The organism is Aminomonas paucivorans DSM 12260, from assembly GCF_000165795.1.
GTDB classification, from domain to species: Bacteria; Synergistota; Synergistia; order Synergistales; family Synergistaceae; genus Aminomonas; species Aminomonas paucivorans.
The window spans coordinates 673,624-700,238 of the sequence record NZ_CM001022.1 but is presented as its reverse complement, the minus strand read 5'-3'; the positions used below and the strand labels follow the sequence as shown (position 1 = coordinate 700,238).

General features: G+C 67.7%; 22 protein-coding genes and 3 rRNA genes. 8 read left to right on the top strand and 17 right to left on the bottom strand.

The genetic code is table 11. From position 1 onward, the window contains the following. Nucleotides 1–7: 7 nt before the first annotated feature. From APAU_RS03085 to APAU_RS03075, 3 genes are read right to left on the bottom strand one after another with little or no spacing between them, the layout of a single operon-like run. Complete coding sequence (locus tag APAU_RS03085; protein WP_006300214.1) at nucleotides 8–940, bottom strand: ABC transporter substrate-binding protein; 933 nt, start codon at nucleotides 938–940, stop codon at nucleotides 8–10. Then, complete coding sequence (locus APAU_RS03080) at nucleotides 937–1,719, bottom strand: ABC transporter ATP-binding protein (RefSeq protein ID WP_006300213.1); 783 nt, start codon at nucleotides 1,717–1,719, stop codon at nucleotides 937–939. The genes APAU_RS03085 and APAU_RS03080 overlap by 4 nt, the downstream gene beginning before the upstream one ends. After that, on the bottom strand, nucleotides 1,706–2,530 hold the full coding sequence (locus APAU_RS03075) for an ABC transporter permease (RefSeq protein ID WP_006300212.1): 825 nt from the start codon (nucleotides 2,528–2,530) through the stop codon (nucleotides 1,706–1,708). The genes APAU_RS03080 and APAU_RS03075 overlap by 14 nt, the downstream gene beginning before the upstream one ends. Before the next feature lie 241 nt (nucleotides 2,531–2,771). On the opposite strand from APAU_RS03075, the gene APAU_RS03070 reads away from it, so the two are divergent. The 6 genes from APAU_RS03070 to APAU_RS03045 are packed head-to-tail and all read left to right on the top strand — an operon-like array spanning nucleotide 2,772 to nucleotide 8,746. Further along, complete coding sequence (locus APAU_RS03070) at nucleotides 2,772–3,899, top strand: FecCD family ABC transporter permease (protein ID WP_006300211.1); 1,128 nt, start codon at nucleotides 2,772–2,774, stop codon at nucleotides 3,897–3,899. Then, on the top strand, nucleotides 3,899–4,678 hold the full coding sequence (locus APAU_RS03065; protein ID WP_006300210.1) for an ABC transporter ATP-binding protein: 780 nt from the start codon (nucleotides 3,899–3,901) through the stop codon (nucleotides 4,676–4,678). Before APAU_RS03070 ends, APAU_RS03065 begins: the two co-directional genes overlap by 1 nt. A gap of 30 nt (nucleotides 4,679–4,708) precedes the next feature. After that, nucleotides 4,709–5,770 carry an ABC transporter substrate-binding protein gene (locus tag APAU_RS03060; protein WP_006300209.1) on the top strand — a complete coding sequence of 354 codons (1,062 nt, stop codon included), beginning with the start codon at nucleotides 4,709–4,711 and terminating at the stop codon, nucleotides 5,768–5,770. Between the two features lie 8 nt (nucleotides 5,771–5,778). Beyond that, nucleotides 5,779–6,330: a protein of unknown function DUF265 gene (locus APAU_RS13500; protein ID WP_006300208.1), complete on the top strand. Its 552-nt coding sequence runs from the start codon at nucleotides 5,779–5,781 to the stop codon at nucleotides 6,328–6,330. Then, the gene (locus APAU_RS03050) at nucleotides 6,327–6,953 is read left to right on the top strand and encodes a class I SAM-dependent methyltransferase (protein WP_006300207.1); all 627 of its coding nucleotides are present in this window, start codon (nucleotides 6,327–6,329) and stop codon (nucleotides 6,951–6,953) included. The genes APAU_RS13500 and APAU_RS03050 overlap by 4 nt, the downstream gene beginning before the upstream one ends. Then, nucleotides 6,950–8,746 carry a radical SAM protein gene (locus APAU_RS03045; RefSeq protein ID WP_006300206.1) on the top strand — a complete coding sequence of 599 codons (1,797 nt, stop codon included), beginning with the start codon at nucleotides 6,950–6,952 and terminating at the stop codon, nucleotides 8,744–8,746. The genes APAU_RS03050 and APAU_RS03045 overlap by 4 nt, the downstream gene beginning before the upstream one ends. Nucleotides 8,747–8,798: 52 nt before the next feature. Here APAU_RS03045 and APAU_RS03040 read toward each other — a convergent pair whose 3' ends face one another. Both APAU_RS03040 and rarD read right to left on the bottom strand, forming a co-directional pair. Beyond that, nucleotides 8,799–9,170, bottom strand: coding sequence for a VOC family protein (locus tag APAU_RS03040; protein ID WP_232207753.1), 372 nt, complete (start codon nucleotides 9,168–9,170; stop codon nucleotides 8,799–8,801). A 67-nt stretch (nucleotides 9,171–9,237) separates the two neighbouring features. Beyond that, the gene (rarD, locus tag APAU_RS03035) at nucleotides 9,238–10,143 is read right to left on the bottom strand and encodes an EamA family transporter RarD (RefSeq protein ID WP_006300204.1); all 906 of its coding nucleotides are present in this window, start codon (nucleotides 10,141–10,143) and stop codon (nucleotides 9,238–9,240) included. A gap of 141 nt (nucleotides 10,144–10,284) precedes the next feature. On the opposite strand from rarD, the gene APAU_RS03030 reads away from it, so the two are divergent. Together APAU_RS03030 and APAU_RS03025 are read left to right on the top strand one after the other, a co-directional pair. Then, nucleotides 10,285–12,483, top strand: a complete 2,199-nt coding sequence (locus APAU_RS03030) for an amino acid permease (protein WP_006300203.1) — start codon at nucleotides 10,285–10,287, stop codon at nucleotides 12,481–12,483. A 58-nt stretch (nucleotides 12,484–12,541) separates the two neighbouring features. After that, nucleotides 12,542–13,345: an SDR family NAD(P)-dependent oxidoreductase gene (locus APAU_RS03025; protein WP_006300202.1), complete on the top strand. Its 804-nt coding sequence runs from the start codon at nucleotides 12,542–12,544 to the stop codon at nucleotides 13,343–13,345. 57 nt (nucleotides 13,346–13,402) lie between these two features. Here the strand turns inward: APAU_RS03025 and APAU_RS03020 are convergent, their stop codons facing one another. From APAU_RS03020 to APAU_RS02965, 12 genes are all read right to left on the bottom strand, one after another. Beyond that, nucleotides 13,403–14,272 (bottom strand): NYN domain-containing protein, encoded by an 870-nt coding sequence (locus APAU_RS03020; RefSeq protein ID WP_006300201.1) that lies wholly within the window; start codon nucleotides 14,270–14,272, stop codon nucleotides 13,403–13,405. A gap of 285 nt (nucleotides 14,273–14,557) precedes the next feature. After that, nucleotides 14,558–14,673, bottom strand: a 5S ribosomal RNA gene (rrf, locus tag APAU_RS03015). A 72-nt stretch (nucleotides 14,674–14,745) separates the two neighbouring features. Next, nucleotides 14,746–17,727 (bottom strand): 23S ribosomal RNA (locus APAU_RS03010). Nucleotides 17,728–17,878: 151 nt separating this feature from the next. Next, nucleotides 17,879–19,402, bottom strand: a 16S ribosomal RNA gene (locus tag APAU_RS03005). The 16S, 23S and 5S rRNA genes sit together here, the layout of an rRNA operon. Nucleotides 19,403–19,749: 347 nt before the next feature. Continuing rightward, nucleotides 19,750–20,880, bottom strand: coding sequence for a recombinase RecA (gene recA / locus APAU_RS03000; protein WP_006300200.1), 1,131 nt, complete (start codon nucleotides 20,878–20,880; stop codon nucleotides 19,750–19,752). A gap of 2 nt (nucleotides 20,881–20,882) precedes the next feature. After that, on the bottom strand, nucleotides 20,883–21,485 hold the full coding sequence (thpR, locus tag APAU_RS02995; RefSeq protein ID WP_006300199.1) for an RNA 2',3'-cyclic phosphodiesterase: 603 nt from the start codon (nucleotides 21,483–21,485) through the stop codon (nucleotides 20,883–20,885). Next, nucleotides 21,482–21,997, bottom strand: a complete 516-nt coding sequence (locus APAU_RS02990) for a CinA family protein (protein ID WP_006300198.1) — start codon at nucleotides 21,995–21,997, stop codon at nucleotides 21,482–21,484. The genes thpR and APAU_RS02990 overlap by 4 nt, the downstream gene beginning before the upstream one ends. 17 nt (nucleotides 21,998–22,014) lie before the next feature. Next, nucleotides 22,015–22,524, bottom strand: a complete 510-nt coding sequence (locus tag APAU_RS02985; protein WP_006300197.1) for a phosphatidylglycerophosphatase A family protein — start codon at nucleotides 22,522–22,524, stop codon at nucleotides 22,015–22,017. Next, the gene (rimO, locus tag APAU_RS02980) at nucleotides 22,521–23,819 is read right to left on the bottom strand and encodes a 30S ribosomal protein S12 methylthiotransferase RimO (protein WP_006300196.1); all 1,299 of its coding nucleotides are present in this window, start codon (nucleotides 23,817–23,819) and stop codon (nucleotides 22,521–22,523) included. Before rimO ends, APAU_RS02985 begins: the two co-directional genes overlap by 4 nt. Nucleotide 23,820: 1 nt before the next feature. Continuing rightward, nucleotides 23,821–24,801: a helix-turn-helix domain-containing protein gene (locus APAU_RS02975; protein ID WP_006300195.1), complete on the bottom strand. Its 981-nt coding sequence runs from the start codon at nucleotides 24,799–24,801 to the stop codon at nucleotides 23,821–23,823. After that, on the bottom strand, nucleotides 24,779–25,486 hold the full coding sequence (gene rpe / locus APAU_RS02970; RefSeq protein WP_006300194.1) for a ribulose-phosphate 3-epimerase: 708 nt from the start codon (nucleotides 25,484–25,486) through the stop codon (nucleotides 24,779–24,781). The genes APAU_RS02975 and rpe overlap by 23 nt, the downstream gene beginning before the upstream one ends. Further along, on the bottom strand, nucleotides 25,483–26,610 hold the full coding sequence (locus APAU_RS02965) for a PASTA domain-containing protein (protein ID WP_006300193.1): 1,128 nt from the start codon (nucleotides 26,608–26,610) through the stop codon (nucleotides 25,483–25,485). Before APAU_RS02965 ends, rpe begins: the two co-directional genes overlap by 4 nt. Between the last annotated feature and the right edge of the window lie 5 nt (nucleotides 26,611–26,615).

Sequence of the window (26,615 nt, the reverse complement as noted above, 5' to 3'; positions counted from 1 at the left end):
CGCGGACCTACAGGCTCGTCCGCACCAGGCCTTTCAGGTCCACCTTGCGCTGCATCATGCCGTTTTCCATCAGGAAGTCCTGGGTGCGCTCCAGCTCCGCCAGGTCCGAGGGACGGAGGGTGGGGTCGAAGTCGTAGAGGGGCAGCATGGCCTTCACCGCCTCCGGCGTCAGCCCCGTCTCCTGGGCCGTGAGGTTCAGCGCCTCCTCGGGCTTGGCCTTCATGCGGGCCAGGGCGGCCCGGTGGGTCTTGAGGAAGAGCCGCGCCCGTTCCGGATGCTCCGCCAGGAAGGACCCCGCCATAGCGATGACCGTGGTGGCGTCCACCAGTCCCTTCCCGTCCACCAGCACCCGGGCCCCCTGCTCCAGCGCCTTGGGCACCGCCGGTCCCGCCGCCAGGGCGGCATCCGCGCCGCCGGAGAGGAGCGCCGCCACCCCTTCGGGCAGCCCCATGCCCAGAAGGGGCACGTCCGAGGGGGCCAGCCCCGCCTTCTTCACCGCCGCCACCAGGAGCTGGTGGAGCACCGTCCCCTTGGGGCCCGCCACCTTGCGCCCCTTCAGGTCCGCCACGGTGCGGATCGCCGGGTCCTTCACCAGGATCACGAAGGCCCGAGGCGCCCGGCTGTAGATCCCCACGATCTTCAGATCCACGCCTCCCGCCGCCGCCAGCAGAGCGGAGGTGCCCCCCAGACAGTGGGCCACCTGCACGGACCCCGCCGCCAGGGCCTGGGTCTGCTGGGGTCCCGCCAGAAGCTCCGGGTAGGTCACGGCGATCCCTTGGGGGGCGAAGGCCTTGTCGAAGAGCCCCAGCCGCTTCTCCAGGATGGAGGGCACGTTCAGGGGAGCCTTCACGTAGGTCACCGCCAAGTCTTGGGGACCTGCCCAGGCCGTCCCCGCCGCCAAGACCGCCGCCGCCAACAGGACCCACAAAAACCGTTTCAAGATGCCTCGACCTCCTTCGTCCTTCCCGGGTCCTCCGCCGTGCCCCCGATGGCTCCGAGAACGGAGCGCTTCAGGGGGGCGAAGACCGGGTCATCCACGTCCCTGGGCCGGGGGAAGGGAACCTCCACCCGGTCCGCCAACCGCCCCTGCCGGAGCACCACCACCGAATCCCCCAGGGCCAGGGCCTCGTCCACGTCGTGGGTCACCAGGAGGAAGGTCTTCCCGGTGCGCCGGTGCAGCTCTCCGATCTCCCCCTGCAGGGCCCGGCGGGTGAAGTAGTCCAGGGAGCCGAAGGGCTCGTCCAGAAGCACCACGTCCGGGTCGTGGGCCAGGGTACGCCCCAGGGCCACCCGCTGGGCCATGCCCCCGGAGATCTGCCCCGGCAGGGCCCGGCGGAATCCCTCCAGTCCCAGCAGTTCCAGGAGGGGGTCCACCCGACGGCGGATCTCCTCCCTTCCCAGGCGCCCCACCAGAGGGAAAGCCAGGTTCTCCTCCACGGAAAGCCAGGGCATGAGTCGGGGTTCCTGGAACACCAGCCCCACCCGTACCGCCTCCCGGGGGAGGTCCTCACTGCCCTGCAGGAAGCGGACCCGCCCCGCCGTGGGCTCGTTCAGCCCCGCCACCAGGCGCAGCAGGGTGGTCTTGCCGCAGCCGCTTCGCCCCACCACCGCCGTGAGGGACCCCCAGGGGACCCGCAGGGACAGATCCTCCAAGGCCCGGACCTCTCCCCCCTCCAGGGGGAAGACCCGGCGCACCCCCTCCAGCCTAATCCCATCCATCCCGAGCATCCCCCCGGGGGCGCCAGGGGGTGACCCGGGCGGCAAGGCGGAAGAAGAGGTGGTCCGTAGCGGCCCCGATGACCCCCAGCACCAGCACCCCCGCCACGATCACGTCGGGCCGGGAAAGGGCCTCCGCGTCGTGGATCAGGTAGCCCAGTCCCGAGGCGGCGGCGATGAGTTCCGCCCCGATGAGGGAGCGCCAGCTGTAGCCCAGCCCCAGGCGCAGCCCCGTGAGGATGGAGGGCAGGGCAGCGGGCAGCACGATGCGCCGCACCCCCTCCCCCTCCGAGAGACCCAGGGTGCGCCCCACCTCCAGGAGCCCGGGGTCGCAGCGCCGCACCCCCTCCAGGGTGTTGAGGAACACGGGAAAGAAGGTGGCCAGGAGGATCACCGCCATCTTGGAGCCCTCCCCGATGCCGAACCACAGGATCAGCAGGGGAAGCACCGCCAGGGGCGGGACGTGACGCAGAAACTCCAGGGTGGGGTAGGCCAGGCGACCCAGGCGGGGGCGCAGTCCCAAGAGCACCCCCAGGGGCAGGGCCACCAGGGAGGAGAGGCCGAACCCCGCGGCGATGCGCCCCGCACTGGCCCCCACGTGCCGGGCCAGCTCCCCCGACGCGGCCAGGGAACCCAGGGAGGAGAAGACCTGTTCCGGGGAGGGGAGCAGGTAGGGGTTCCAGAGCCCCAGGCGGGAGGCCCCCCACCAGAGGAGCCCGATCACCCCGGGCAGCAGAAGCCCCGAAAGCCCCCCGGGACCGGGGACCCGTTCCGACGGGAGTCTCGTTCCCGCCCGATCCTCGCACCGCTCCATGCCCTTCCTCCTCCGGGGTGATTTGTGAACACCGTCACCCACGGAGCATTCTATCAAAAACCATTCCAGCTGTCTTCGCCCGAAACACCGGACCTTCCCGCGGGAAAGCCCCTACTGTGGTATCATGTGGCAACTTGGTTGCAAGAGCAACTGCATTGCAAGAACGAAAGCCCGGTGGTTCTTCCGGGGGCTCGGACGCCCCCGCCTCCGGGATGCTCGGGGTCTCAGGAGGTCGATGGGGTTGGAAACTTCCCGCGTCAGGACGAAAACGCCCCAGGACCTTCCCCCCGAGGGGGCGGCCCCGTTCCCCTTTCCCCTCGGAGCCGATCCTTCCCTCCCCGCGCCGGATGCCCTTCCCCTCGGGAAACAGACCTTCCTGCGCCCTCTTCTCCTCTGGGGGGCCCTGCCCCTGGGAGCCCTGCTCCTCTCCTTCGCCGTGGGACGCTACCCCATCTCCCCGGGGCAGCTCCTCCATGCCTTGGAAACCGCCCTGAACGCCAGCGACGCCTCGGTCCCCTCGGCCCTGGATACGGTTCTCTTCCGCATCCGTCTGCCCCGGATCCTGGCGGCGCTGCTGGTGGGAGCCTCCCTGGGGGCCTCCGGAGCGGCCCTCCAGGGGCTCTTCCGCAACCCCCTGGCCTCTCCGGGACTCCTGGGAGCGGTGGCAGGATCGGGGTTCGGGGCGGCCCTGGGGATCTGCCTCTCCCTGCCCTTTCCGGCAATCCAGGCCCTGGCCTTCCTCTGGGGTTTGGGGGCGGTCCTGCTGGCCTGCGCCCTGGGGGCCCGGATGCGCCACAACCCCCTGCTGGGGCTGGTGCTGGCGGGGGTGATGACCGGGTCCCTCTTCACCGCGGCCACCTCCCTGGTGAAGTACGTGGCGGACCCCTCCGACAAGCTCCCGGCCATCACCTTCTGGCTTATGGGCAGCCTGTCCTCCGTGGCGCCCCGAGACCTGCTGTTCCTTCTCCCTCCCGTGGTCCTGGGCATCGCTCCCCTGGTCCTGGTGCGCTGGCGCCTCAACGTGCTCTCCCTGGGGGAGGAGGAGGCCCGGGCTCTGGGGCTGAACGTCCGGGGCTTCCGGTGGCTGGTGATCCTCTGCACCACCCTGGCCACCGCCGCAGCCATCTCCGTGTGCGGCATGATCGGCTGGGTGGGTCTGGTGGTGCCCCACCTCTGCCGGATGGCGGTGGGGTCGGACTTCAAGGCCCTTCTGCCCGCCTCCGTCCTGGGAGGAGGGGTCTTCCTCCTGCTGGTGGACGACCTGGCGCGAATCCTGGCGGCGGTGGAAATTCCCCTGGGCATCCTGACGGCCCTGGTGGGGGTCCCCTTCTTCCTGTGGCTGGCCACCCGAAAGGGAGCCGCCTTCTGATGGCCCTGGAGGTGCGGGGGCTTTCCTGCGGCTACCGGGGGAGGGAGGTGGTCCGGGACGTGTCCCTGACCCTGGAGGAGGGGCGGGTCCTCTGCCTTCTGGGTCCCAACGGGGCGGGGAAGACCACCTTCTTCAAGACGATCCTGGGACTGCTGCCCTCCCTGGGAGGGAGCATCCTCCTGGACGGGGAGGACCTCCTCCCCTGGCCCGCGGCCCGAAGGGCGCAGGCCCTGGGTTACGTCCCCCAGGCCCGGGAACCCCTCTTCTCCTTCCGGGCGCGGGACGTGGTCCTCATGGGGCGCACCTGTCGGCTGGGGCTCTTCGCGTCCCCCTCCGGGAAGGACCGGAGGCTGGCGGAGGAGGCACTGGAGGCGGTGGGGGCGCGCCACCTGGGAGAACGCCCGGTGACGGAACTCAGCGGAGGAGAGCGGCAGCTGGTCCTGTTGGCCCGGGCGCTGGCGCAGGAACCCCGGTTCCTCGTCCTGGACGAGCCCACCACCAGCCTGGACTTCGGCAAACAGCTTCTGGTGCTGCGGCGCATCGAACAGATGGGACGGAGGGGCATGGGGGTCCTGGTGTCCACCCATTTCCCGGAACACGCCTTTCTGTGCGCCCATCAGGTCCTGGGGTTCCACGGGGGAGGGCACCTGAGCCCGGGCCCGCCGGAGGAGGTCCTCACTCCCCGAAACCTGAAGACCCTCTACGGGGTGGAGGTGGACATCGTCCGCCTCGGAGGGAAACACGGAGACAGAAGGGTCTGCGTGCCCCGTCAAGGGTGAGAGCAAGACGATCGCATAAGGAGGAAGGACATGAGGAACCGAAGGTTGCGGACGGCGGCACTGGCCCTGGGAGCGGTGGTTTTGTGGGTTGCGGCGGCTCAGGCGGGAGGACGGAACGTGACGGACATGGCGGGAAGGACGGTCGCCCTGCCCGCGAAGGTCTCCCGGGTCTTCTGCGTCAACCCCATCGCCGCCACCATTCTCTACACCCTGGCCCCGGACCGGCTGCTGGGCTGGAACTTCCCCCTGCGTCCGGAGGAGAAGCGCTTCCTTCCCCGGGCCTACGCGGAGCTTCCCGTGCTGGGGGGGTGGTTCTCCACCCAGAAGGGCAACGTGGAGGAGATCCTGAAACACCGGCCGGACCTGTTCCTCCACATGGGCCCCCTGGACGCCTCCACCCGCTCCCTGGCGGATCGGCTTCAGGAGCAGGCGGGCATCCCCGTGGTGGTGCTGGACTACGAGCTGACCCGGCTGGACCGGACCTACGCCTTCCTGGGAAAGCTCCTGGGGGAGACGAAGCGGGCGGAGGCGCTGGGGGCCTACTGCCGGGAGACCCTGCGGGACGTGGCCGACAAGGCCCGCGGGATCCCCCGGGAAAAGCGGGTCCGGGTCTACTACGCCGAGGGACCCAAGGGGCTGCAGACCGAGCCTTCGGGCTCCCGGCACAGCCAGATCCTGGACCTGGTGGGGGCGACCAACGTGGCGGAGGTGCCCCAGGGAGGGCTCAACGGCATGTCCGCAGCCTCCCTGGAACAGATCCACCTGTGGGATCCGGACCTGATCCTGGCCTGGGGAACCTCCCGGGGAGGGGCCTACGACGGGATCCTCTCGGACCCGAACTGGAAGACCCTGCGGGCGGTGGCGAATCGAAGGGTCTACGCGGTGCCCGACAACCCCTTCTGCTGGTTCGACCGGCCCCCGGGGGTGAACCGGCTCCTGGGAGTGCGCTGGGCGGCGGCGCTGATCTACCCGGAGGTCTTTCGGTACGACCTGGTGAAGGAAGCCCAGCGCTTCTACCGCCTCTTCTGGCGCTACGATCTGACGGCGGAGGAGGCCCGGGACATCCTGCGGCACTCCGTAAGGAAGGAGTGAGCCTTCCCGTGGAAAAGAACCTGTTCCTCACCGGCGACGTCCAGGTGGGCAAGAGCACCCTCCTGGGCCGGGTGGTGGCGGCCCTGGGCGCGGCCCCCCGGGGGTTTTGCACCCGCCCCGTCGAGGGAGGAGGGCTCCTGCGGGGGTTTTGCATGGAGGCCCTTCCCGGGGACGGCGCAACCCCCTGGATCGCCCGCTGGACTCCCGAGGGGGGGGCGCGCCCCTGCCTGCACACCTTCGAGGACTACGGGGTGCGCTGCTGCCGCCGCGCCCTGGCTGCGGCCCCGCCGCTGCTGGTGATGGACGAGATCGGCTTTCTGGAGAACGACGCCCCGGCCTTTCGGGCAAGCGTCCTGGCCTGCCTCGATTCCCCCGTCCCCGTCCTGGGGGTCCTGTCGAAGAAACCCCAGGCCCTCCTCCCCGCCCTCATCCGGGCCCGGGGGGACGTGCGGGTCTTCGAGACGACCCGGGAAAACCGGGACGATCTGTTCCTCCGGGTCCTGGAGGCGACGCGGTCCCTCCTGGCGGCCTCGGCGGGTTCCCGGGAGGCCAGCGCATGAGGACCGATCCGGAGGGGTTCGACCGCATCGCTCGGGAGGTCTTCGCCCCCCTCTACCCGGTGGTGGCCCACCAGATCCTGTGCGGCACCGGGGTCCGCCGGGGGCGCTGCCTGGACGTGGGGACGGGACCGGGGCTGCTGGGCCTGGCCCTGGCCCAGCTGACGGACCTGGAGGTCTGCCTTCTGGACCGGGACCCGGAGATGCTGCGCCTCGCCCGGCGCAACGTGGCCGCCAGCCCCCTGGCGACAAACACCCGCACGGTGGAGGGAGACGTGCACGCCCTGCCCTTCCCGGAGGACACCTTCCACCTGGCGGTGAGCCGGGGGTCCCTCTTCTTCTGGGACGATCCGGAGAAGGCCTTCGGGGAGATCCTCCGGGTCCTGGCCCCGGGGGGCTTCGCCTGGATCGGCGGCGGCTTCGGCACCGGAGAGCTGAAGCAGAAGATCGCCGGAGCCATGCGGCTTCGGGACCCCCAGTGGCGCCCCATGGTGGAAAAGCACACCAGCCAGGACCTTCGGGAGCGGTTCCTCCGTGCCCTGGACGGGGCGGGCATCCTCCATCGGGAGGTCCAGAACGACGACGAGGGGTTCTGGATCCGCTTCCGAAAGGGGGAGGGGGCATGAGCGGGACGACCTGCGGGATCTGCGAACGGAACTGCGCCGTCCCCGAAGGGGGCGAGGGAGCCTGCGGCCTCTATCGGCGTCGGGGCGGGGTCATGGAGGAGCGCTACCCCCACCGCTACCTCGTGGCCACGCCGGTCTCCGTGGAGACCGTCCCCCTGCTGCACTACCGCCCCGGGGCCGTGGTGCTCCAGATCAGCACCACGGGGTGCAACCTCTGCTGCCCCGGGTGCATCTCGACCACCCTGGTCCGGGAGATGGACGGGGCAAGCCCGGCCCTGCGGCACCTTTCCCCGGAGGAGGTGGTCCGGGAGGCCCGAAACCGGGGCTGCTCGGGGGTGGCCTTCCTGATGAACGACCCGCTTGCCTCCTTCTTCACCTTCCGGGAAGTGGCCAAGGAGGCCCGAAGGCAGGGCCTCGCCGCGGGCTGCGCCACCAACGGCACCTTCACCCGGGAAGCCCTGGAGACGCTCCTGCCCCACCTGGACTTCGTCAACCTGGGGCTCAAGGGACTCTCCCAGGAGGTCTACCGGGCCTGCGGGGGAAGCTCCGTCGCCCCGGTCCTGCGGAACCTTCGGGCGCTGCACGCCGGAGGGGTGCACGTGGAGGTCTCCTGCATCTTCCGCAAGGGGGACGAGAAGACCCTGGAGGAGGTGGCCCGGCTTCTGCGGGGGGTCTCTCCCTCCATCCCCCTGCAGGTGATGCGCTTCCTCCCCTTCGAGGACGCGGAGGCCTCCCTGGAACCCTCCATCCGGGAGGCGGAGGCCCTCTGCGCCGCCCTGCGCCGGGACTCTCCCTTCGTGTACCTGTTCAACTCCCCCGGAACCCCGCTCCTCCACACCCTCTGCCCCGTCTGCGGCCGCGTCCTCTACCGCCGGGACTTCTACGGCCCCATGGGAGCCCGGCTGATGGACGCCGCCCCCTCCCTTTCGGGGGCCCGGGCCTGCGGAGGGTGCGGGGCGGAACTTCCCTTCACCAAGGGGGAGGCGTTTCGGGAGGCGGAGTTCCGGGAAGGGGACTTCCTGGGGGGATACCCCTTCACCCGGGCCCTGGAAATGGTGGAAGCCCTCCTCATCCCCCTGGGGGTGCGGGACCGGGGCAGGGTGGTGCGGGCGTGGGAGGAGGTGCTCACGGGAGACGGCCTGATGCGGCTTCACCGGGAGGTCCAGCGCCCGGAGAGCTACCCGGGGCTGGTGCGCCGGTTCGGAGCCCTCGTGGGGGCTCCCCGGGAGGCCCGGGAACTGGCCTCGTACCTGGAAGACCGGATGGACCGGGTGCGCCTCGCCGTGGCCTCCGCCCCCAGACGCCCCCGGGCCTACTACGCCATGGGCAAGGCCCTCTTCGCCCTGAAGGGGGAAAGGCTGGAGAACAACCTGGTGGAGCTGGCGGGGGGAGAGAGCGTCAACAAGAGGCTGGCCTTCGACGGACGGCCCGGGGCCACCCTGGAGGCCAGGACCCTGAACGACCTGAACCCGGAGCACCTGTTCGTCTCCGCCTTCATCTCCTCCTCCCGGGAGGACCTGCTGCGGGACTGCCAGGAGGCGGGGGTTCGGGTGGAGGCCACCCGAAGGCGCCAGGTGCACCCCCATCCCGCCCCGGGATGGGACTTCGGCAGCCCCCGGTGGATCCTGGGGCTCCTGCACCTGGCCAACTGCCTGCACCCGGATCGGGCGTCCTTCGACCTGACCTCGGAGGCCCAGGAGTTCTACGAACGTTTCTACGGCCGGGAGTTCTCCCCCTCCGGGCTCAACCGGTCCTTCGCCAAACCCTGCCGGGGGTGGCGCTGGAATCCCTGAAAGGCCGCCCCGGCCCCGCCGGGGCGGGGCCGGGGCGGGGCCGGGGCGGCACCTACTGTTTCTGGCGAAGGATCTCGATCCAGTAGCCGTCGGGGTCCTCGATGAAGTACAGCCCCATCTCCTTGTTCTCGAAACAGATGCACCCCATGGCTTCGTGCAGCCCGTGGGCCTCCTCCAGGTCGTCCACCCGAAAGGCCAGGTGACTCTCGTTGTCTCCCAGGTCGTAGGGCTCCTTCCGGTCGTGGAGCCAGGTCAGCTCCAGAAGGTGCTCCGTCTTCCCGTCCCCCAGAAAGACCAGGGTGAACTCGGGGAACTCCTTGCGCTTCACCGGCACCAGGCCCAGGGCCGTTCGGTAGAACTCCAGGCTGCGCTCCAGGTCCAGCACGTTCACGCTGTTGTGGCAGAAACGAAACTGCATGGTCATGGCCTCCTCTCCCCAGCCTCCCTCGAAGAGGGAAGCTCACCGTCCCTCGGGAACCCGCGCCGAGGGTTCAGGATTGCAGAGCCCTCTCCCTTCCCGCTTGCCGCAGGGCATCGGCGGTGTACAGGACCAGGGCTCCCAGGACGAACGCCAGGGTCTGCCCCCGACCGGGGGAGAAGGTCTCCCCGTAGGCCCAGACCCCCAAGGCGAAGGTGAGGGTGGGAGAGACGTACTGCGCCAGCCCCAGGGTGCACAGGGAGATGCGCCGCGCCCCGAAGCCGAAGAGCAGCAGGGGCACCGACGTGACCAGCCCCGCCCCCGCCAGGAGCAGGGATCTCCCCGGATCGGCGGGCCCGAAGGCCTGCCCCCCCGTCAGCCCCAGGAAGACCAGATACCCCAGGGAAAGGGGCGCCAGGTACAGGGTCTCCACGAAGAGCCCCGGGGCGGCCTCCACGGGGGCCAGCTTGCGCAGCAGGCCGTAGAGACCGAAGGTGGACGCCAGCCCCAAGGCCACCCAGGGCAGGGACCCGTAGCGCCCCACCTCCAGGGCCACCCCCAGGAAGGCGCACCCCACCGCCAGAGCCTGGAGGGGACGCAGCCGCTCCCGAAGGAAGAGCACCCCGAAGACCACGTTCACCAGGGGGTTGATGTAGTACCCCAGACTGCTCTCCAGGATGCGCCCGCTGTTCACCGCCCAGATGAACAGCAGCCAGTTCGCCCCGATGGTCACCCCGCTGCACACCAGGAGGGCCGCCACCCGTGGGCGACGGAAGATCTCCCGGACTTCCCCCCCTCGACGGGTGGCCCCCAGGACTCCCGCCAGCACCACCACGGACCAGAGGATTCGGTGGCACAGGATCTCCGGGGCCCCCACCCCGTGCAGGGCACGCCAGTATACCGGCAGGATCCCCCAGAGGACATAGGCCCCGAAGGCCGCCAGGAGGCCCCTTCGCCCTTCCTTTCCCGCTCCTTCCAAGGGCGGTTCCCCCTTCCTTCCGCCGATGCCCCCGACGATTCCCCGCGGGGCATCCGTCCGTTCCTTGCGCGGGAACCTCCTCGTCCCGATAATGATGCCACAGACGCCGCTCCTTGGGGCGTCCCGGAGGGAGCAAAGCCCATGGCCGAGACGGGACCGGCCCCCCGCAGGTTCGGCACCTTCGCGGGGGTCTTCACGCCCACCACCCTCACCATCCTGGGGGTCATCCTGTTCCTGCGTTTCGGGGACATCATGGGGCAGGCGGGAGTCCTTCGCGGGATGGCCATCGTCCTGGGAGCCCAGACGGTGACCCTGCTCACCAGCTTTTCCCTCTCCGCCATCGCCACCAACACCCCCGTGAAGGGAGGGGGAGCCTACTTCCTCATCAGCCGGACCCTGGGGGTGGAGTTCGGAGGAGGGATCGGCCTCTTCCTCTACCTGGCCCAGGCCACCTCCGTGGCCCTCTACGTGCTGGGCTTCACGGAATCCTTCCTGGGGGCTTTTCCCTCCCTGGGGTGGGATTCCCGCCTGGTGGCCTCCTGCGTCAACCTGGGGGTGTTCCTCTGCGTCTTCGCCGGGGCGGGATGGACCATCCGGCTCCAGTACGGCATCCTGGCGGTTCTGGTCCTGGCGGTGCTCTCCTTCTTCGCGGGGGCTCTCCCCCTCGCCTCCCTGCACACCCTGGCGGCGAACCTGCACCCCGCCTACGGGAAGGGAAGCGGCTTCTTCCCCCTCTTCGCCCTCTTCTTCCCCGCCGTCACGGGCATCATGGCAGGGGTCAACATGTCCGGAGACCTGGCGGACCCGGGACGCTCCATCCCCGTGGGCACCTTCACCGCCATCGCCTTCACGGGCAGCGTCTACGTCGGCATGGGGCTGCTCCTCTCGGCGGTTCTGCCCCAGGGGGAACTGCTCTCCCGGGGGTTCGTGGTGCGGGAGCTGGCCCTGGTCCCGGGACTGGTGAACGCGGGGGTCTTCGCCGCCACCCTCTCCTCCGCCCTGGGCAGCATGATGGGAGCCCCCCGGGTCCTCCAGGCCTTCGCGCGAGACCGGGTCCTCCCCCGGCTCGCTCCCTTCGCCCGGGGAAGCGGCAAAACCCAGGAACCCCGCCTGGCCACCCTTCTCACCTTCCTCATCGCCCAGGGGGCCCTCCTGCTGGGGGACCTGGACGCGGTGGCCCCGGTGATCACCCTCTTCTTCCTGGTCACCTACGCCACCTTGAACCTGGCCTGCTTCCTGGAAGGGGTGACCCGAAACCCAAGCTTCCGCCCCCGGTTCCGCTGGCACCACTGGTCCCTTTCCCTCCTGGGCACCCTGGAATGCCTGGGACTCATGGCCTTCCTCTCCCCCCTCTGGTCCCTGCTCTGCCTCCTGGCCCTGGGGGGGACCATGGTCCTCATCGGGAGGGCGGAAATCCTGGCCACCTGGGGAGACCTGACCAGCGGGCTGGCCTTCCAGCGGGCCCGAGCCTCCCTGATCCGCCTGGAGAAGGAGAAGTACCACCCCAAAAACTGGCGTCCCTCCATCCTGGCCTTGAGCGGCGGCGCCTGGAACCGCAACCACCTGGCGGAGTACGCCTGCTGCCTCGCCTCCGGGCGGGGAGTGGTCTCCCTGGCCCAGGTGCTCTTGGGGGACGTGGAGACCCTGGGCACCCACCGGGAGGAGGCGGAGCGGCTGCTGCGCAAGCACATCCGGGAAAACGGCCTGTGCGCCTTTCCTGTGGTGGTGGCGGAGGAGGACCTGGGCAGGGGGATGAAGACCCTGCTCCAGTGCCACGGCCTGGGGGGAGTCCGCCCCAACACGGTGCTCCTGGGCTGGAGCGAGGACCCCAAGCGGCGGGAGACCTTCTTCCAAACCCTGCGGCTGGCCCGAAGGATGGGGAAAAGCATCCTGGTGCTGCGCTACGACCAGACCCGGAGCCGAGAAGAGGGCATCGTCCCCGAAGGTCCCCTGTCGGTCTGGTGGACGGACCCCCAGAACGGCTCCCTCATGCTGCTCCTCGCCCACCTCCTGCGCCAGAATCCCCTCTGGCGGGACCACCCCCTGAGGATCCTCCTCACCCCTCCTCCCCAGGCGGACCGGGAGAGCCTGGTGACGGGGATGCAGGGACGCCTGGAAAAGGCCCGCATCGACGGAGAGATCGAGGTCCTCCCCACGGAGGATCCGGAAGAGACCCTTTCCCGGACCCTGGCCAACCCCGGCCTTTTGCTGATCGGGTTTGCCCCCCCGGAGGAAGAAGAGGAGGAGGAGGCTTTCCTGGCCCGCATGGCCTCCCTCCTGGCCCTTCCCGGAGACCTGCTTTTGGTCTGCCACGCGGGCCATGCCTCCCTGGAGGCATGAGAACGAGCGCTCCGGCGACGTCCCGGAGCACGGACCGGAACGAGAGGCGGGGATACGGATGGACCAGCCTTTTCGCCCCCTGGGGGTGGTCACCGGGGCCACCAGCGGCATCGGGGCGGCCTTCGCGGAGGCCCTGGCGGAGGAAGGGTACGACCTGCTGCTCACGGGCCGTCGGGAGACCCTGCTGGCGGAGCGGTCCCGTAGCCTGGAGCAACGCTTCGGCATCCGGGTGGAGGCCCTGAGGGTGGAACTGGACCGTCCCCAGGAGGTTCGACGCCTGGCGGAACGTCTTCGCTCCCTGGAGGTGGACCTGCTGGTGAACAACGCGGGGTTTGGGGTGCGGTGCGACTTTCTCCGGACCCCTCCCCGGACCTGGGAAGCCCTGATGGACCTTCAGGTCCGCTGTCCCCTGGAGCTGACCCAGGCGGTGCTGCCGGGCATGGTGGCCCGGGGGCGGGGCGGGGTGGTGAACGTGGCCTCCGAGGCGTCCTTCCTCCCGGTCCCCCGCAACGGCGTCTACGCGGGGGTCAAGGCGTTCCTCCTCCGGTGGACCGAATCTCTGGCCCTGGAGCTGGAAGGCTCGGGGGTGACCGTACAGGCCCTCTGCCCCGGTCTCACCCGAACGGACTTCCACGGCCGCCTGGGGGAGGAGGGAGCTCGGCTCTCCCGAAGCCGGTGGATCCGCTGGCTCACCCCCGAGATGGTGGTCCGGGCGTCCCTGGGGGACCTCAAAAGGGGCCGGGCGGTCTGCGTCCCCGGGTGGGGCAGCCGGGCCCGCATCGCCCTCCTGTCCCTGCTCCCCCGCTCCCTGCGCCTGGCTCTCCTGGGTCGGTTCTTCCGGAGCACCTCGGGAAAACGCTGAGGCGGGCATAGCAAACGGGCGGCCCCGAGGGGCCGCCCGCGCTCTTCTCCAAGGACGTCAGTCCCCGTTGCCCTGCTTCTGGCTGTCCCGGATGAGGACGTAATGGGACTTGCGGTCCACCTCGAAAAGGCCGATGGCCGCCGCCAGCTCTCCCAGCTTCTTGAAGCCGTAGTTGCGGGGGTCGAACTCCGGCGCCTGCTTGACGATGCTGGTCCCCACCGCCCCCAGGTGGGCCCAGCCGCTGTCGTCCGACGCCGCCTCGATGGCGGTGCGGAAGAGGTTCAGCAGCCGGCTGTCCGCCCGCAGATCCCGCTGGGTCCGCTTGCGCACCGCCGTGCCGCCTCGCCCCGTCTCCGCCACCAGCAGCTCCGTGTAGATGAACTTGTCGCAGGCGGAAACGAAGGCTCGGGGGGTCTTCTTTTCCCCGAACCCCACCACCCGCTTGCCCTCCTCCCGGATCCGGGAGGCCAGGCGGGTGAAGTCGCTGTCGCTGGAAACCAGGCAGAAGCCGTCGAAGCGCCCCGTGTAGAGCAGGTCCATGGCGTCGATGATCATGGCGCTGTCCGTGGCGTTCTTCCCCACGGTGTAGCGGAACTGCTGCACCGGATGGATGGAATACTCCAGGAGGACGGTCTTCCAGCTCCCCAGCTGGGGGGTGGTCCAGTCCCCGTAGATGCGCTTCACGCTGGCCACGCCGTACTTGGCCACCTCGCCCAGGAGCCCCTCGATGATGGCGGGGTTCGCGTTGTCCGCGTCGATGAGCACCGCCAGGCTGTTCTGGGCCTGCATGTCCTCCCCCGCTCCGGAAGCGTGCCCCACGCCGCTGGGGGCTGCGTGGAAGGAAGGGGTCAGGACCGACTGAACGGGCTCCTCTACGGGAGCCTTACGTCGGGGCTTGCTGGAACGTCGGGATGAACTTCGCGGCATGGGATCAACCTCGATCCGATTTTAAGGATGGAGGGCCCCGAAAGGTCCCCTCCTAGTGTACCCTCCCCGGGGCCGCTTGGAAATGCCAAGCGCCACGTAGAGAGGAAGCGGTCCGCTCGGAGAACCGAAGTGGCCGGAGGCCCCTGAACCCGAGGATCGCGAACCAGACCGTCCGGCAGCCCCTCGGATATCCGGGCGCACACGGATGCACAGACGCAGGCTCTCCGCACGAACGAGTAGGGGGGCCGTCCGGATGGACGGCCCCCCTACTCTTGGGGTAACTAATTCTGGCGGCGACCTACTCTCCCACGGGTACCCCCCGTAGTACCATCGGCGCTGGAGGGCTTAACGACCGGGTTCGGCATGGATCCGGGTGTGTCCCCTCCGCTAGGGCCACCAGAAACTTGTCTGCAATCGCTCCTCCAAGATCCTGTCCTCCCGGACAGGCCGGAGACCGACCACAAGAGAAAGATGAGGTTAAGGCCTCGGCATATTAGTACCGGTCAGCTCAACGGCTCACACCGCTTACACCCCCGGCCTATCAATCCTGTCGTCTTCAGGATGCCTTACCTGGCTTCCCAGTGGGGGATCTCATCTCGGGGCCGGCTTCCCGCTTAGATGCCTTCAGCGGTTATCCGATCCGAACATGGCTACCCGGCTTATGCAGCTGGCGCCACAACCGGTACACTAGCGGTTCGTCCACTCCGGTCCTCTCGTACTAGGAGCAGATCCCCTCAAATCCCCTACGCCCGTGGTGGATAGGGACCGAACTGTCTCACGACGTTCTAAACCCAGCTCACGTACCGCTTTAATGGGCGAACAGACCAACCCTTGGGACCTGCTTCAGCCCCAGGATGCGACGAGCCGACATCGAGGTGCCAAACCTCCCCGTCGATGGGAACTCTCGGGGGAGATCAGCCTGTTATCCCCGGGGTAGCTTTTATCCGATGAGCGATGGCCCTTCCACTCGGAACCACCGGATCACTAGGACCGACTTTCGTCTCTGCTCGAACTGTCGCTCTCGCAGTCAAGCCACCTTATACCCTTGCGCTCAGTGCGCGATTTCCATTCGCGCTGAGGTGACCTTCGCGCGCCTCCGTTACTCTTTGGGAGGCGACCGCCCCAGTCAAACTGCCCACCTGACAGTGTCCCGCCTAGCGCTTCAGCTATGAGCGGTTAGAACCCCAGCACTCCAAGGGTGGTATCCCAACGGCGACTCCACCACAGCTGGCGCCATGGCTTCTACGTCTCCCACCTATCCTGTACAGAGAGTACCGAAATCCAATATCAGGCTACAGTAAAGCTCCACGGGGTCTTTCCGTCCCACCACGGGTAACTGGCGTCTTTACCAGTACCACAATTTCGCCGGGTCCCTCGTCGAGACAGCGCTCAGATCGTTACACCATTCGTGCAGGTCGGAACTTACCCGACAAGGAATTTCGCTACCTTAGGACCGTTATAGTTACGGCCGCCGTTTACTGGGGCTTCAGTTCAAAGCTTCGCCTTGCGGCTAACCTCTCCCCTTAACCTTCCAGCACCGGGCAGGTGTCAGACCCTATACCTCGGCTTGCGCCTTGAGCAGAGTCCTGTGTTTTAATTAAACAGTCGCCTGAGCCTGGTTTCTGCGGCCTCCAGCGGCTCCACATGCGTGACGCTTCACCGCGGAGGCACCCCTTCTCCCGAAGTTACGGGGTCAACTTGCAGAGTTCCTTAACGAGGGTTATCCCGTCCGCCTTGGCCTGCTAAGCCAGCCCACCTGCGTCGGTTTGGAGTACGGGCGCTCGAGCTCCTCCCTAGAGGCTTTTCTTGGCAGCCTGGCTTCAATGCCTTCCCACGATCATTCGTAGTCCCCATCAGCTCTCAGGGTACCGGTACCTCGGATTTCCCTGAAGTACCCCCCTACGGCCTTGGACCGGGACGTCCAGCACCCGGCGCACCTAGCCTCCTGCGTCACCCCATCGGTACAAGCGTTGCTCAAGCGGGGCCGGAATGTCTACCGGCTGTCCATCGAGTACGCCTTTCGGCCTCCCCTTAGGTCCCGCCTAACCCTGGGCGGATGAACCTTCCCCAGGAATCCTTGGGCTTCCGGCGAGCAGGTTTTTCACCTGCTTCTCGCTACTCATGCCGTCATTCTCACTTCCGTACAGTCCACAGTCCCTTACAGGCCTGCTTCACCCCGTACGGAACGCTCCCCTACCCATCAGACCCCTAAGGTCTGATGCCGAAGCTTCGGTGCCATGCTTAGCCCCCCACATTTTCGGCGCAGAGGCGCTCGACCAGTGAGCTATTACGCACTCTTTCAAGGGTGGCTGCTTCTAAGCCAACCTCCTGGCTGTCTGGGCTCCTCCACATCCTTGCAACACTGAGCATGGGCTTTGGGACCTTAGCTGTCGGGCTGGGTTGTTTCCCTTTCGACCACGGATCTTCTCACCCGTAGTCTCACTCCCGTGCATCCCGTACCGGTATTCGGAGTTTGATTGAGCTCGGTAGACCCATCGGCCCCCTCACCCATTCAGTGCTCTACCCCCGGTACGTTCGTCGCACGAGGCTGCACCTCAATGCATTTCGGGGAGAACCAGCTATCACCGCACTCGATTAGCTTTTCACTCCTATCCACACCTCATCCAAGCCTTTTTCAACAGGCCCTGGTTCGGTCCTCCATCCGGTGTTACCCGGACTTCAACCTGGACATGGATAGATCGTGCGGCTTCGGGTCTATGGCTTGCGACTGGACGCCCTATTCAGACTCGGTTTCCCTGCGGCTCCGGACCTTGCAGTCCTTAACCTCGCCACAAACCATAACTCGACGGCTCATTTTCCAAGAGGCACACCGTCACCCCACGAAGGGGCTCCGATTGCTTGTAGGCACGCGGTTTCAGGTCTATTTCACTCCCCGCCAGGGGTGCTTTTCACCTTTCCCTCTCGGTACTGCTTCACTATCGGTCGCCAGACGTAGTTAGCCTTGGACCGTGGTCGGCCCGGATTCAGACGGAATTCCACGTGCTCCGCCCTACTTGGGTGTCTTCCACAGGCAGGACGCACCCTGTCGCGTACAGGGCTTTCACCTTCTGCGGCCCGCTTTCCCAACACGGTTCCGCTAGAGTGCGCCTTTGTAACTGCCCGAGCCCTTTGCGGAAGGCTCCTGGAAGATCCCGCAACCCCACGCACGCAACGCCCGCAAGCTTGACACGTGCATGGTTTAGGCTCATCCCCTTTCGCTCACCACTACTTGGGGACTCTCTTCGATTTCCTCTCCTCCGGCTACTGAGATGTTTCACTTCACCGGGTGCCCGCCCTCATCCGAGGGCGACGGGACTGCTCCCGTCAGGTTGCCCCATTCGGAAATCCTCGGATCAATGGATGCTTGCTCCTCCCCGAGGCTTATCGCAGCTTGCTACGTCCTTCTTCGGCGTCTGGCGCCAAGGCATTCCCCGCGTGCCCTTTGTACCTTAACCTCATCTTTCCCCTATGGTCCCGCCTCCGCAGACAAAACATCCCCCCTCGCGAGGGGATCTCTTGATTCCGCTTGGTCGGTGTCATGGTGCGTCACGTTCCGGCGACAAAGAAGGGTGGGCGGTCCCGTACTTGGGCTTTCGTGCTCCTTAGAAAGGAGGTGATCCAGCCGCACCTTCCGGTACGGCTACCTTGTTACGACTTCACCCCCCTTACCAGGCATACCTTCGGCACCTCCTTCCCTTACGGGTTAGGCCGGTGACTTCGGGTACCCCCAACTCGGGTGGTGTGACGGGCGGTGTGTACAAGGCCCGGGAACGTATTCACCGCGGCTTGGCTGATCCGCGATTACTAGCGATTCCAGCTTCATGCAGTCGAGTTGCAGACTGCAATCCGAACTGGGACCGGCTTTACGGGATTCGCTTGCGCTCGCACGCTTGCTGCCCTCTGTGCCGGCCATTGTAGCACGTGTGTCGCCCTGGGCATAAAGGCCATGATGACTTGACGTCATCCCCACCTTCCTCCGTCTTGTCGACGGCAGTCTGGCTAGAGTGCTCGGCTCTCCCGTTAGCAACTAACCACAGGGGTTGCGCTCGTTGCGGGACTTAACCCAACATCTCACGACACGAGCTGACGACAGCCATGCAGCACCTGTGCACGCTCCCTGAGTTGCCCCAGGGTCCTTCGACTTTCATCTCCGTACCACGTGCATGTCAAACCCAGGTAAGGTCCTTCGGTTTGCATCGAATTAAACCACGTGCTCCACCGCTTGTGCGGGCCCCCGTCAATTCCTTTGAGTTTCAGCCTTGCGGCCGTACTCCCCAGGCGGGATGCTTATCGCGTTAACTCCGGCACGGATACCCTACGATACCCACACCTAGCATCCATCGTTTACGGCTGGGACTACCGGGGTATCTAATCCCGTTCGCTCCCCCAGCTTTCGCACATGAGCGTCAGTCACGAGCCAGGAAGCCGCCTTCGCCACTGGTGTTCCTCCCGATATCTACGCATTTCACCGCTACACCGGGAATTCCACTTCCCTCTCTCGTACTCGAGGCTGCCAGTATCGACCGCAAGACACAGGTTGAGCCCGTGCTTTTCACAGCCGACTTAACAACCCGCCTGCGTGCGCTTTACGCCCAGTAATTCCGGACAACGCTCGCCCCCTACGTATTACCGCGGCTGCTGGCACGTAGTTTGCCGGGGCTTCCTCGTGCGGTACCGTCACGTCCTTCGTCCCGCACAACAGAGGTTTACATCCCAAGGGATTTCGTCCCTCACGCGGCGTCGCTGGGTCAGGGTTGCCCCCATTGCCCAAGATTCCCCACTGCTGCCTCCCGTAGGAGTCTGGACCGTGTCTCAGTTCCAGTGTGGCCGTGCGCCCTCTCAGGCCGGCTACCCGTCATCGCCTAGGTGGGCCGTTACCCCACCTACTAGCTGATAGGCCGCGAGCCCCTCCCTCCCCGGATTGCTCCTTTCACGCATCTCTGCGCCTATGGGGTATTAGCAGGCGTTTCCACCTGTTGTCCCCCGGGTCGGGATAGGTTCTCACGTGTTACTCACCCGTCCGCCACTAACTGTTAGATCCAGCAAGCTTTCACTAACAGTCCGTTCGACTTGCATGTGTTAAGCACGCCGCCAGCGTTCGTCCTGAGCCAGGATCAAACTCTCCGAACAATACTGGTCTTTTGCACACTCAAAGGTACGGGGTCTTGCTATGCCCACCCGGAAATCCCCCGCTTTCGAAGCTCTCGCTCCGGCCGCTTGCGGGCCCCCCGGAATGGGCTTGCCCTTCCTTCTTCGTCGCCTTTATCAGGAACGTGTCATGGTGCATGTCCGCCCCGCGCTCGCTGCCCGCCGAGGCGAACAGGGCGTAGTGTAGTACGGATCCGAGTCCATGTCAACGTCACCGGAACGTAAACTTCCAAGCGCACCCCGGTATCTTACAGGATGGTAAACCCATCAAAAAAGGGGGGCCGTGCGTAAATGCACGGCCCCCCTCCAAGAGCGAATCCCGCCTGGTTCTAGGATTCCTCGTCCTCCAGCTCCAGCTCCATGAGACCCTCTTCCTTGGAATCTTCGGGAATTCCCTCGAATCCCGCTTCCTCCTGCACGGGATCGGTTTTTTCCTCCGGCAGTTCGAAGCCCGGAACCACGGTGCGGAGCACGTCCTGGGTGATCTCGTCCATCAGCTCCGGATGCTCCGAGAGGTAGTGAGAGACCGATTCCTTCCCCTGCCCCAGGGTCTCCCCCTTGTAGGCAAGCCAGGATCCCTTGCGCTTCACCACCTCGTGGTCCAGGGCCATGTCCAGCACCGACATGGCCTTGGGTACCCCCTTGCCGTAGATGAGGGTGGTGTGGGCTCCCCGGAAGGGGGGGGCCTGTTTGTTCTTCACCACCCGGATCCAGAGTTCGTGCCCGATGGTCTCCTCCCCCTGGGTGACCGCCTTGCCTCGCTTCACCTCGATGCGCACGGAACTGTAGAACTTGAGGGCCCGGCCGCCCGTGGTGGTCTCCTGGGGTCCCTGGCTGTACCCCGTGCTGATCTGGGCGCGGAGCTGGTTGATGAACGCCACGGTGGTGCGGCTCTTGGAGATGGCGGCGGTGAGGCGGCGCAGGGCGTAGGACATGAGGCGGGCCTGAAGACCCACCTGGGTGCCCTCCCCCATCTTGCCGTCGATTTCCGCCTGGGGGGTCAGGGCGGCCACGGAGTCCACCACCACCAGATCCACCGCGCCGCTGCGCACCAGGGTGTCCAGGATGTAGAGGGCCTGTTCTCCGCTGTCGGGCTGGGACAGGTAGAGGGCGGCGGTATCCACTCCCACGGCGGCGGCCAGGCGGGGGTCCAGGGCATGCTCCGCGTCGATGAAGGCGGCGATGCCCCCGGCCTTCTGGGCTTCGGCGATGGCGTGGAGAGCCAAGGTGGTCTTGCCGGTTCCCTCCGGCCCGAAGATCTCCACCACCCGTCCGCGGGGGATCCCACCGATCCCCAGGGCGACGTCCAGGGGCAGGATGCCCGTAGGGATCACGTCGGCGCAGGCTTTGGCCTGCTCTCCCAGGCGCATGATGGCCCCGTCGCCGAACTTGGCGCGGATCTCGTCGATGGCCTGATCAAGCACATCCTCACGGGTCAGGGCTTCCTTTTTCTTGGCCATGGTCATCCTCCTCGGGGTGCGTGTTGGTCTCCCCCGTCGAGGGGGATCTGTCCCAGCAGGGAGTAGCGGGGCCCCTGGGGCCCCAGGTCGCTGCGCATCAGAAGGATCTCCCCCGCCGTCCAGGGCGTTCCGAAAGGTTCGGGGTGGCGGAAGTCGTCCAGGAAACCCCGGGGGAGGGTCTGCCCCGGACGCAGCCGCGCCAGGGTGAGGTGGGGGGAAAAGGGACGCCGTTCCCTCTCCAGCCCTGCGGCCACGGCCCCCTCCTCGACCCGTTCCACCAGCCGAAGGAGGGCATCCCGGTCCCCGTCCAACCCGCACCAGAGAACCCGCTGAGTCCCGGTTCGGGGGAAACAGCCCGTCCCGACGGCGGCAAGGGAAAAGGAGGACAGGGCGCGGACCGTCCCCTCCAGGGTCTCCCCCAGGGCGTCCACCGTTTCCTGGGGCTGCTCCCCGCAGAACTTCAGGGTCAGGTGGAGCTGTTCCCGGCGGACCCACTTGAGGTCCCGGTGCTGCCGCCGCCAGGGAGCAAGGAAGGCCTCCAGGCTCTCCTGGACCTCTTCCGAGGGGACCAGGCAGACAAAGCAGCGCACGGAAGGGCCGGTCATGTCTCCACCGCCTCCAGGAGCTTGCGAAGGGCTTCTTCCTCCGCGGAGGTCTGGATGAGGACGCGATCCCCGGAGAAGAGGACCTTCCAGGTGCGCACCAGGCCGGGCCCCGCCAGGGCGAACCAGACGGTCCCCACAGGTTTTTCCGGCGTCCCCCCGTCGGGGCCGGCGATCCCCGTCACCGCCGCCGCCCAGGAGACGCCGAACCGGTCCCGGGCCCCTGCGGCCATGGCTTCCGCACAGGGAGCGCTGACCGCTCCGTGGGCGCGGAACACTTCCGAGGGAACCCCCAAAAAGCGTTCCTTGGCTTCGTTGCTGTAGGCCACCAGCCCTCCCCGGAAGGGGACAGAGGCGCCGGGAACGGAGGTGACGGCGGCGCAGAGCCGACCGCCCGTGCAGGACTCGGCAAAGGCGAAGGTGATCCCCTTCCGGGAAGCCTTCTCCACCAGGCAAGCCGCCAGACTCTGGACGGCGTCCTCGATTCGGTCGTGGCATCCCTCGGCAGTTCCCACCCCTACCCCCCCTCTCCCTAAGACCCGAAGCACCCGTAGAAGCGCGCCAACCCTCCGGAGAACAACAAATAGACTACACCACGCACAATCACATTGACAAGCAGACCGCCCACCAGGTCGTCCGCCAGGATGCCCAGCCCCCCGGGAAGCCTCTCGAACTGGCGGATGGGGAAGGGCTTGAGGATATCCAGGACCCGGAAGAGGAAAAAGGTCCCCAGGGCCAAGACGGGGTCCAGGCCCCACTGGGCCAGCCAGTACCCGGCCACCTCGTCCACCACCACTTCGGGAGGGTCCTCCCGCCCCGTGTCCCGGGCGTAGCGGTCCGCCGCCACCGCCCCGACCACGGAAACCAGCACGATGGCCCACAGGGGAATCCGCCGGAAGAGCAACAGCACCACCAGGGCCGCGAGGGACCCCATGGTCCCGGGGGCGATCCGGGAAAAGCCGATGCCCCCGCAGGTGGCCACCATCCCCTGCCAGGTCCGGAAGGCCCGGGGGTTCGGCGGGGACACAAACCAGTTCGTCATGCCTGTTCCTCCTCCTGTTCGTATCGGCCGATCAGGTCGTGCTCCAGGGCCTCCAGGATGCGGACGGAGATCCTCTGTCCCGGAAGGAGGGCATCCCCTCCCCGGATCTCCACCACCCCGTCCACCTCCGGGGCCTCCCGGAAGGAGCGGCCCTCCAACACCCCTTCCTCCACCCGTTCCACCAGGACCGACAGGAGCCGCCCCTCGAAGAGGCGTTGTCGTCGGAAGGAAAGGGACGCCCCCAGGTCCATCACCCGCTCCAGCCGACGCCGGGCAGTGGAGGGACGCACGGGGTGGGGCAGGGTCGCTGCGGGAGCCCCCTCTTCGGGGGAGAAGGCGAAAGCTCCGATCCGGTCGAACCGCACCCGCTCCAGAAAGCGGAGGAGGACCGACAGGTCCGCCTCCGTCTCCTGGGGGAACCCCACCATCACGGTGGTCCGCAGGGCGAAGTCCGGGTCGATGGATCGGGCGGTCTCGAAGAGCCTCGCCAGGGTTTCGGGATCCGAGGGCCGCCCCATGGCGGCAAGGATGCGGGGGGAGGCGTGCTGCACCGGCACGTCCAGGTAGGAGTGGATCTGGGGGCTTTTCGCCACCCGCTCCAGCAGGGCCGGGGTGATCCGCTCCGGGTGCAGGTACAGAAGCCGCAGGAAGACGTCCCCGGGCAGGGATGGCTCCAGGGCGTCCAACAGGTCCGTCAGGCTCTCCCGGCCCCCCCGGTCCAGGCCGTAGGCGGTGAGGTCCTGGGCCACCAGGCAGATCTCCCTGGCCCCTTCGGCGACCAGTGCCTCCGCCTCCCGGACCAGGTCCCTCAGGGGGAGGCTCCGAAGCGGCCCCCGGATGGACGGGATCATGCAGTAGGAGCAGCGGTTGTCGCACCCCTCGGCGACCTTGAGGTACCGGACGAACCGATCCCCCCCGGGCAGGACCATCCGGCACCCCGACGACCGAGGGACGCCCAGAAACCGACGGAACCCCTCCCAGTCCTCCGCCCGGGCCAGGAGGTCCACAGTGGGCAGCTCCGCCCGAAGCTCCGCCTCGTAGCGGTTCACGAGACACCCCACCACGGCGATGCGCCCCACCTCGCCCCGCTCCTTCATCCGTTCCAGATCCAGGATGGCGTCCAGGTTCTCCGCCACGGCGCTTTGGAGAAAGCCGCAGGTGTTCACCACGCAGAGATCCGCTCCCCGAGGGTCCTGGGTCCCCCGATAGCCCGCCTCGTGGAGGATGCCCAGGAACCGCTCGCTGTCCACCCGGTTCTTGGAACACCCCAGGCTGAGGGTGAAGACGGAGGGCATGTCAGGGCCGCTTCTTCTGGAGGGTGCCGTCCGGGAGGAGGTAGAGGGTCACGGGGATCCCCGGGCGACCCGCCGGATCCAGCACCTGGCTTCCCGACCGCAGGGCCGTGGCGCCCCCGTTGCCCAGGCGCACCCGCAGGACCGAGGAAGACTGGAAGGTGCGGCTTTCCCCCTGCTGGAGCAACCCCTGGAAGAGGACCTTGCCGCTTTTCTCGCTCACCTTGACCCAGCAGACCTTTCGGGCCTCCAGAACCAGGGAGCCCGTGGGGACCGCCTCTCCGGAAACCGGGGTCGAGGCGACGGGAGGGACGCTCGCCCCCGCCGGGGTGCGGTCGGGGCTCTGGCGGTCCATCCAGGAAAGGTCCACGGAGGCAGGACCAACGGCCCCGTCCCCCGAAGCCGGCCCCGAAGAGACGGGGGCTGTGGGGATCGAAGGCTCCCCCGAGGACACCGCGCCGGAAAGGGGAGTGACCGTCGGGGCAGGGGTGGGGGGGGGCGGCGTGGGGGACAGGACCTCGGGCTGGCTGATGGCCGCGTTGTCCAGGGCGGAACGCACCTCCGCCCGCTGCTGCCAGATGAGGTAGCCCGCCGCCCCGAGGGCGGCCAGGAGGATCAGGTAGACCCACAGGCGGGAGGTCCGCCGGAAGACCTTCCGGGGGGCGGTGCAGCTCCCCAGGACCCCGGAGGGGGGGATGGGGGTTTCCTCGTCCTGAAGGAACCGCTCGAAGCGCCCCCAGAGGTCCGAGGCGTGGAGAAACTCGCAGTAGGTGCGCACGAACCCCCGGACGTAGACCCGGTCGGGCATGCCTTCGTAACGCCCCTCTTCGATCCCCTTGAGGAAGGGGACGCGCACGCGAATGCTCCGCTCCACATCCTCCAGGGAAAAGCCCTGGCCGATGCGCAGCTCCCGCAGCATGCGCCCCAGGGCGACCAGGTCCTCGCCCCGGGTCTCCCCATCTCTACGCCCCGCAGGATCCGCCATGGGTGGAGGCCTCCCCGCTGTGCCGCATCCGTCTCAGGGTCTCCGCCGGATCGGGGGCCCCGAACACGGCGCTTCCCGCCACCACCACCTGGCAGCCTGCGGAGACCACGAGGTCCACGTTGTCCGGCCCCAGCCCGCCGTCCATCTCCACCAGGAAGGACTCCCCCCGGACGGCCCGGCGGCGGCAGAGGGCCGTAACCTTCTCCAGGACCTCCGGGAGGAACTTCTGCCCCCCGAACCCGGGGTTCACCGACATGAGCAGCACCAGATCCGCCAGGTGGAGCACCGGGGCGATCCATTCCACCGGTGTTCCGGGGTTCAGGGAGACCCCCGCGGCGCACCCCTTCTCCCGGATGCGTCCCAGGAGCCGATGGAGGTGCGGGGTCGCCTCCCCGTGCACCGTCAGGAGGTCCGCCCCCGCCTCGGCGAAGGAGTCCACGAAGTCCTCCGGAGGCTGCACCATGAGGTGCACGTCCAGGAAGGCGTCGGGATACCGGGCCCGAAGGGCCCGGACGAAGCCGGGGCCGTAGGTCAGGTTGGGCACGAAGTGCCCGTCCATCACGTCCACGTGCAGCCAGTCCTCCTCCCCCCCCAGACGGGCGATGGAGGCCTCCACCGAGAGGGGGTTCGCGGAAAGCAGGGAGGGAGCCAGGAGAAACCGGCGTCCTTCCGGAAGAAGGCTCATTCGAAGCGATCCTGCCATACGAATTCCCCCCCCAGATAGATGGTCACCCGGGCCTCCCCGGCGAAGGGCACGTCCAGGGACAGGTACTCCCCTCCCTTGGCCTGCATCTCCTTGACCACCCGGTTGCCTCCCCGATCGGCCATCTCGATCCGAAGGGCCAGGGGGTGGCTCAGGGGAGGAACCTGGTAGCGGATCTTGGCCACCTTGCGGGGCTCCCCGGCGTTCGGGGTGGCCGCCTTGGGGGCCTTGGTGGGTTCCGGCACGGAGGTGGGCACCGGTTTCGGGGACGGGGCGACCCGCTGGGTCGTCGGAGAAGGGGCGGGCTCCTGAACGGAGGTGGAGGAATCCGTCTCTCCGGGGGACGTCTCCGCGGGGGGCTGCCCCTCCGTCGTCCCGGAGGTCTCCGCGGGAGTAGGCTCCACGGCCACCCGCAGGGTCACTTTGCTCCCCCCGGGGACCTTGGAGCCTCCCCGAGGCGCCGTACCCACCACCAGCCCCGCAGGGGTGGCGGTGGTCCTCACCCGGACCGTCACGTCCGAGGAAAGCCCCACCTGGGCAAGCATCTCCAGGGCGGTCTCCTCGGGCTGGCCGATGAGGTTCGGCACCGGCACCAGCCCCCCGTCCTTCCCCTCCCCCTCGCTCACCAGGAGGGAGACGGAAGTGGTGGCGGGGATCATGGCGGGGGCGGCGGGGTTCTGGGCGATGACGGTGCCCGCGGCCTTGAGGGGGTCGGCGACCCGGAGGATCTCCGCCACCTTGAAGCCCCCATCGGAAAGGCGGCGCACCGCCTCGCCGAACTCCAGGCCCCGCACGTCCGGCAGGGAGAGGCGCTCCCCTCCCTTGCTCACCTTCAGGAGCACCACCTTGCCCTTGGGGACTCCCTCCCCCGCTTCGGGCCACTGGGAGATCACCGTGCCCGCCCCCTGGGTGGAATCCACCTGGTCCACCTTGGCAAGAAGCCCCAGCTTCTCCAGGCTGTCCACCGCCTCCACCATGGACAGGCCTGCCAGGGCGGGGACCTCCACGTCGGGGCTCTCGGAGAAGACGATCTTGAGGGCCATGAATCCGGAGCCCAGGATCACCAGAAGGGCCAGGAGCATCCCGAAACGAAAAAACCTGTTCATCCCTT

Coding starts and splice junctions, on each gene's coding strand:
- APAU_RS03080 (WP_006300213.1), bottom strand. CDS start 1,719: ATGGATGGGATTAGGCTGGAGGGGGTGCGCCGGGTCTTCCCCCTGGAG.
- APAU_RS03075 (WP_006300212.1), bottom strand. CDS start 2,530: ATGGAGCGGTGCGAGGATCGGGCGGGAACGAGACTCCCGTCGGAACGG.
- APAU_RS03065 (WP_006300210.1), top strand. CDS start 3,899: ATGGCCCTGGAGGTGCGGGGGCTTTCCTGCGGCTACCGGGGGAGGGAG.
- APAU_RS03060 (WP_006300209.1), top strand. CDS start 4,709: ATGAGGAACCGAAGGTTGCGGACGGCGGCACTGGCCCTGGGAGCGGTG.
- APAU_RS03050 (WP_006300207.1), top strand. CDS start 6,327: ATGAGGACCGATCCGGAGGGGTTCGACCGCATCGCTCGGGAGGTCTTC.
- APAU_RS03045 (WP_006300206.1), top strand. CDS start 6,950: ATGAGCGGGACGACCTGCGGGATCTGCGAACGGAACTGCGCCGTCCCC.
- APAU_RS03040 (WP_232207753.1), bottom strand. CDS start 9,170: ATGACCATGCAGTTTCGTTTCTGCCACAACAGCGTGAACGTGCTGGAC.
- APAU_RS03030 (WP_006300203.1), top strand. CDS start 10,285: ATGGCCGAGACGGGACCGGCCCCCCGCAGGTTCGGCACCTTCGCGGGG.
- APAU_RS03025 (WP_006300202.1), top strand. CDS start 12,542: ATGGACCAGCCTTTTCGCCCCCTGGGGGTGGTCACCGGGGCCACCAGC.
- APAU_RS03020 (WP_006300201.1), bottom strand. CDS start 14,272: ATGCCGCGAAGTTCATCCCGACGTTCCAGCAAGCCCCGACGTAAGGCT.
- recA (WP_006300200.1), bottom strand. CDS start 20,880: ATGGCCAAGAAAAAGGAAGCCCTGACCCGTGAGGATGTGCTTGATCAG.
- thpR (WP_006300199.1), bottom strand. CDS start 21,485: ATGACCGGCCCTTCCGTGCGCTGCTTTGTCTGCCTGGTCCCCTCGGAA.
- APAU_RS02985 (WP_006300197.1), bottom strand. CDS start 22,524: ATGACGAACTGGTTTGTGTCCCCGCCGAACCCCCGGGCCTTCCGGACC.
- rimO (WP_006300196.1), bottom strand. CDS start 23,819: ATGCCCTCCGTCTTCACCCTCAGCCTGGGGTGTTCCAAGAACCGGGTG.
- APAU_RS02975 (WP_006300195.1), bottom strand. CDS start 24,801: ATGGCGGATCCTGCGGGGCGTAGAGATGGGGAGACCCGGGGCGAGGAC.
- rpe (WP_006300194.1), bottom strand. CDS start 25,486: ATGAGCCTTCTTCCGGAAGGACGCCGGTTTCTCCTGGCTCCCTCCCTG.
- APAU_RS02965 (WP_006300193.1), bottom strand. CDS start 26,610: ATGAACAGGTTTTTTCGTTTCGGGATGCTCCTGGCCCTTCTGGTGATC.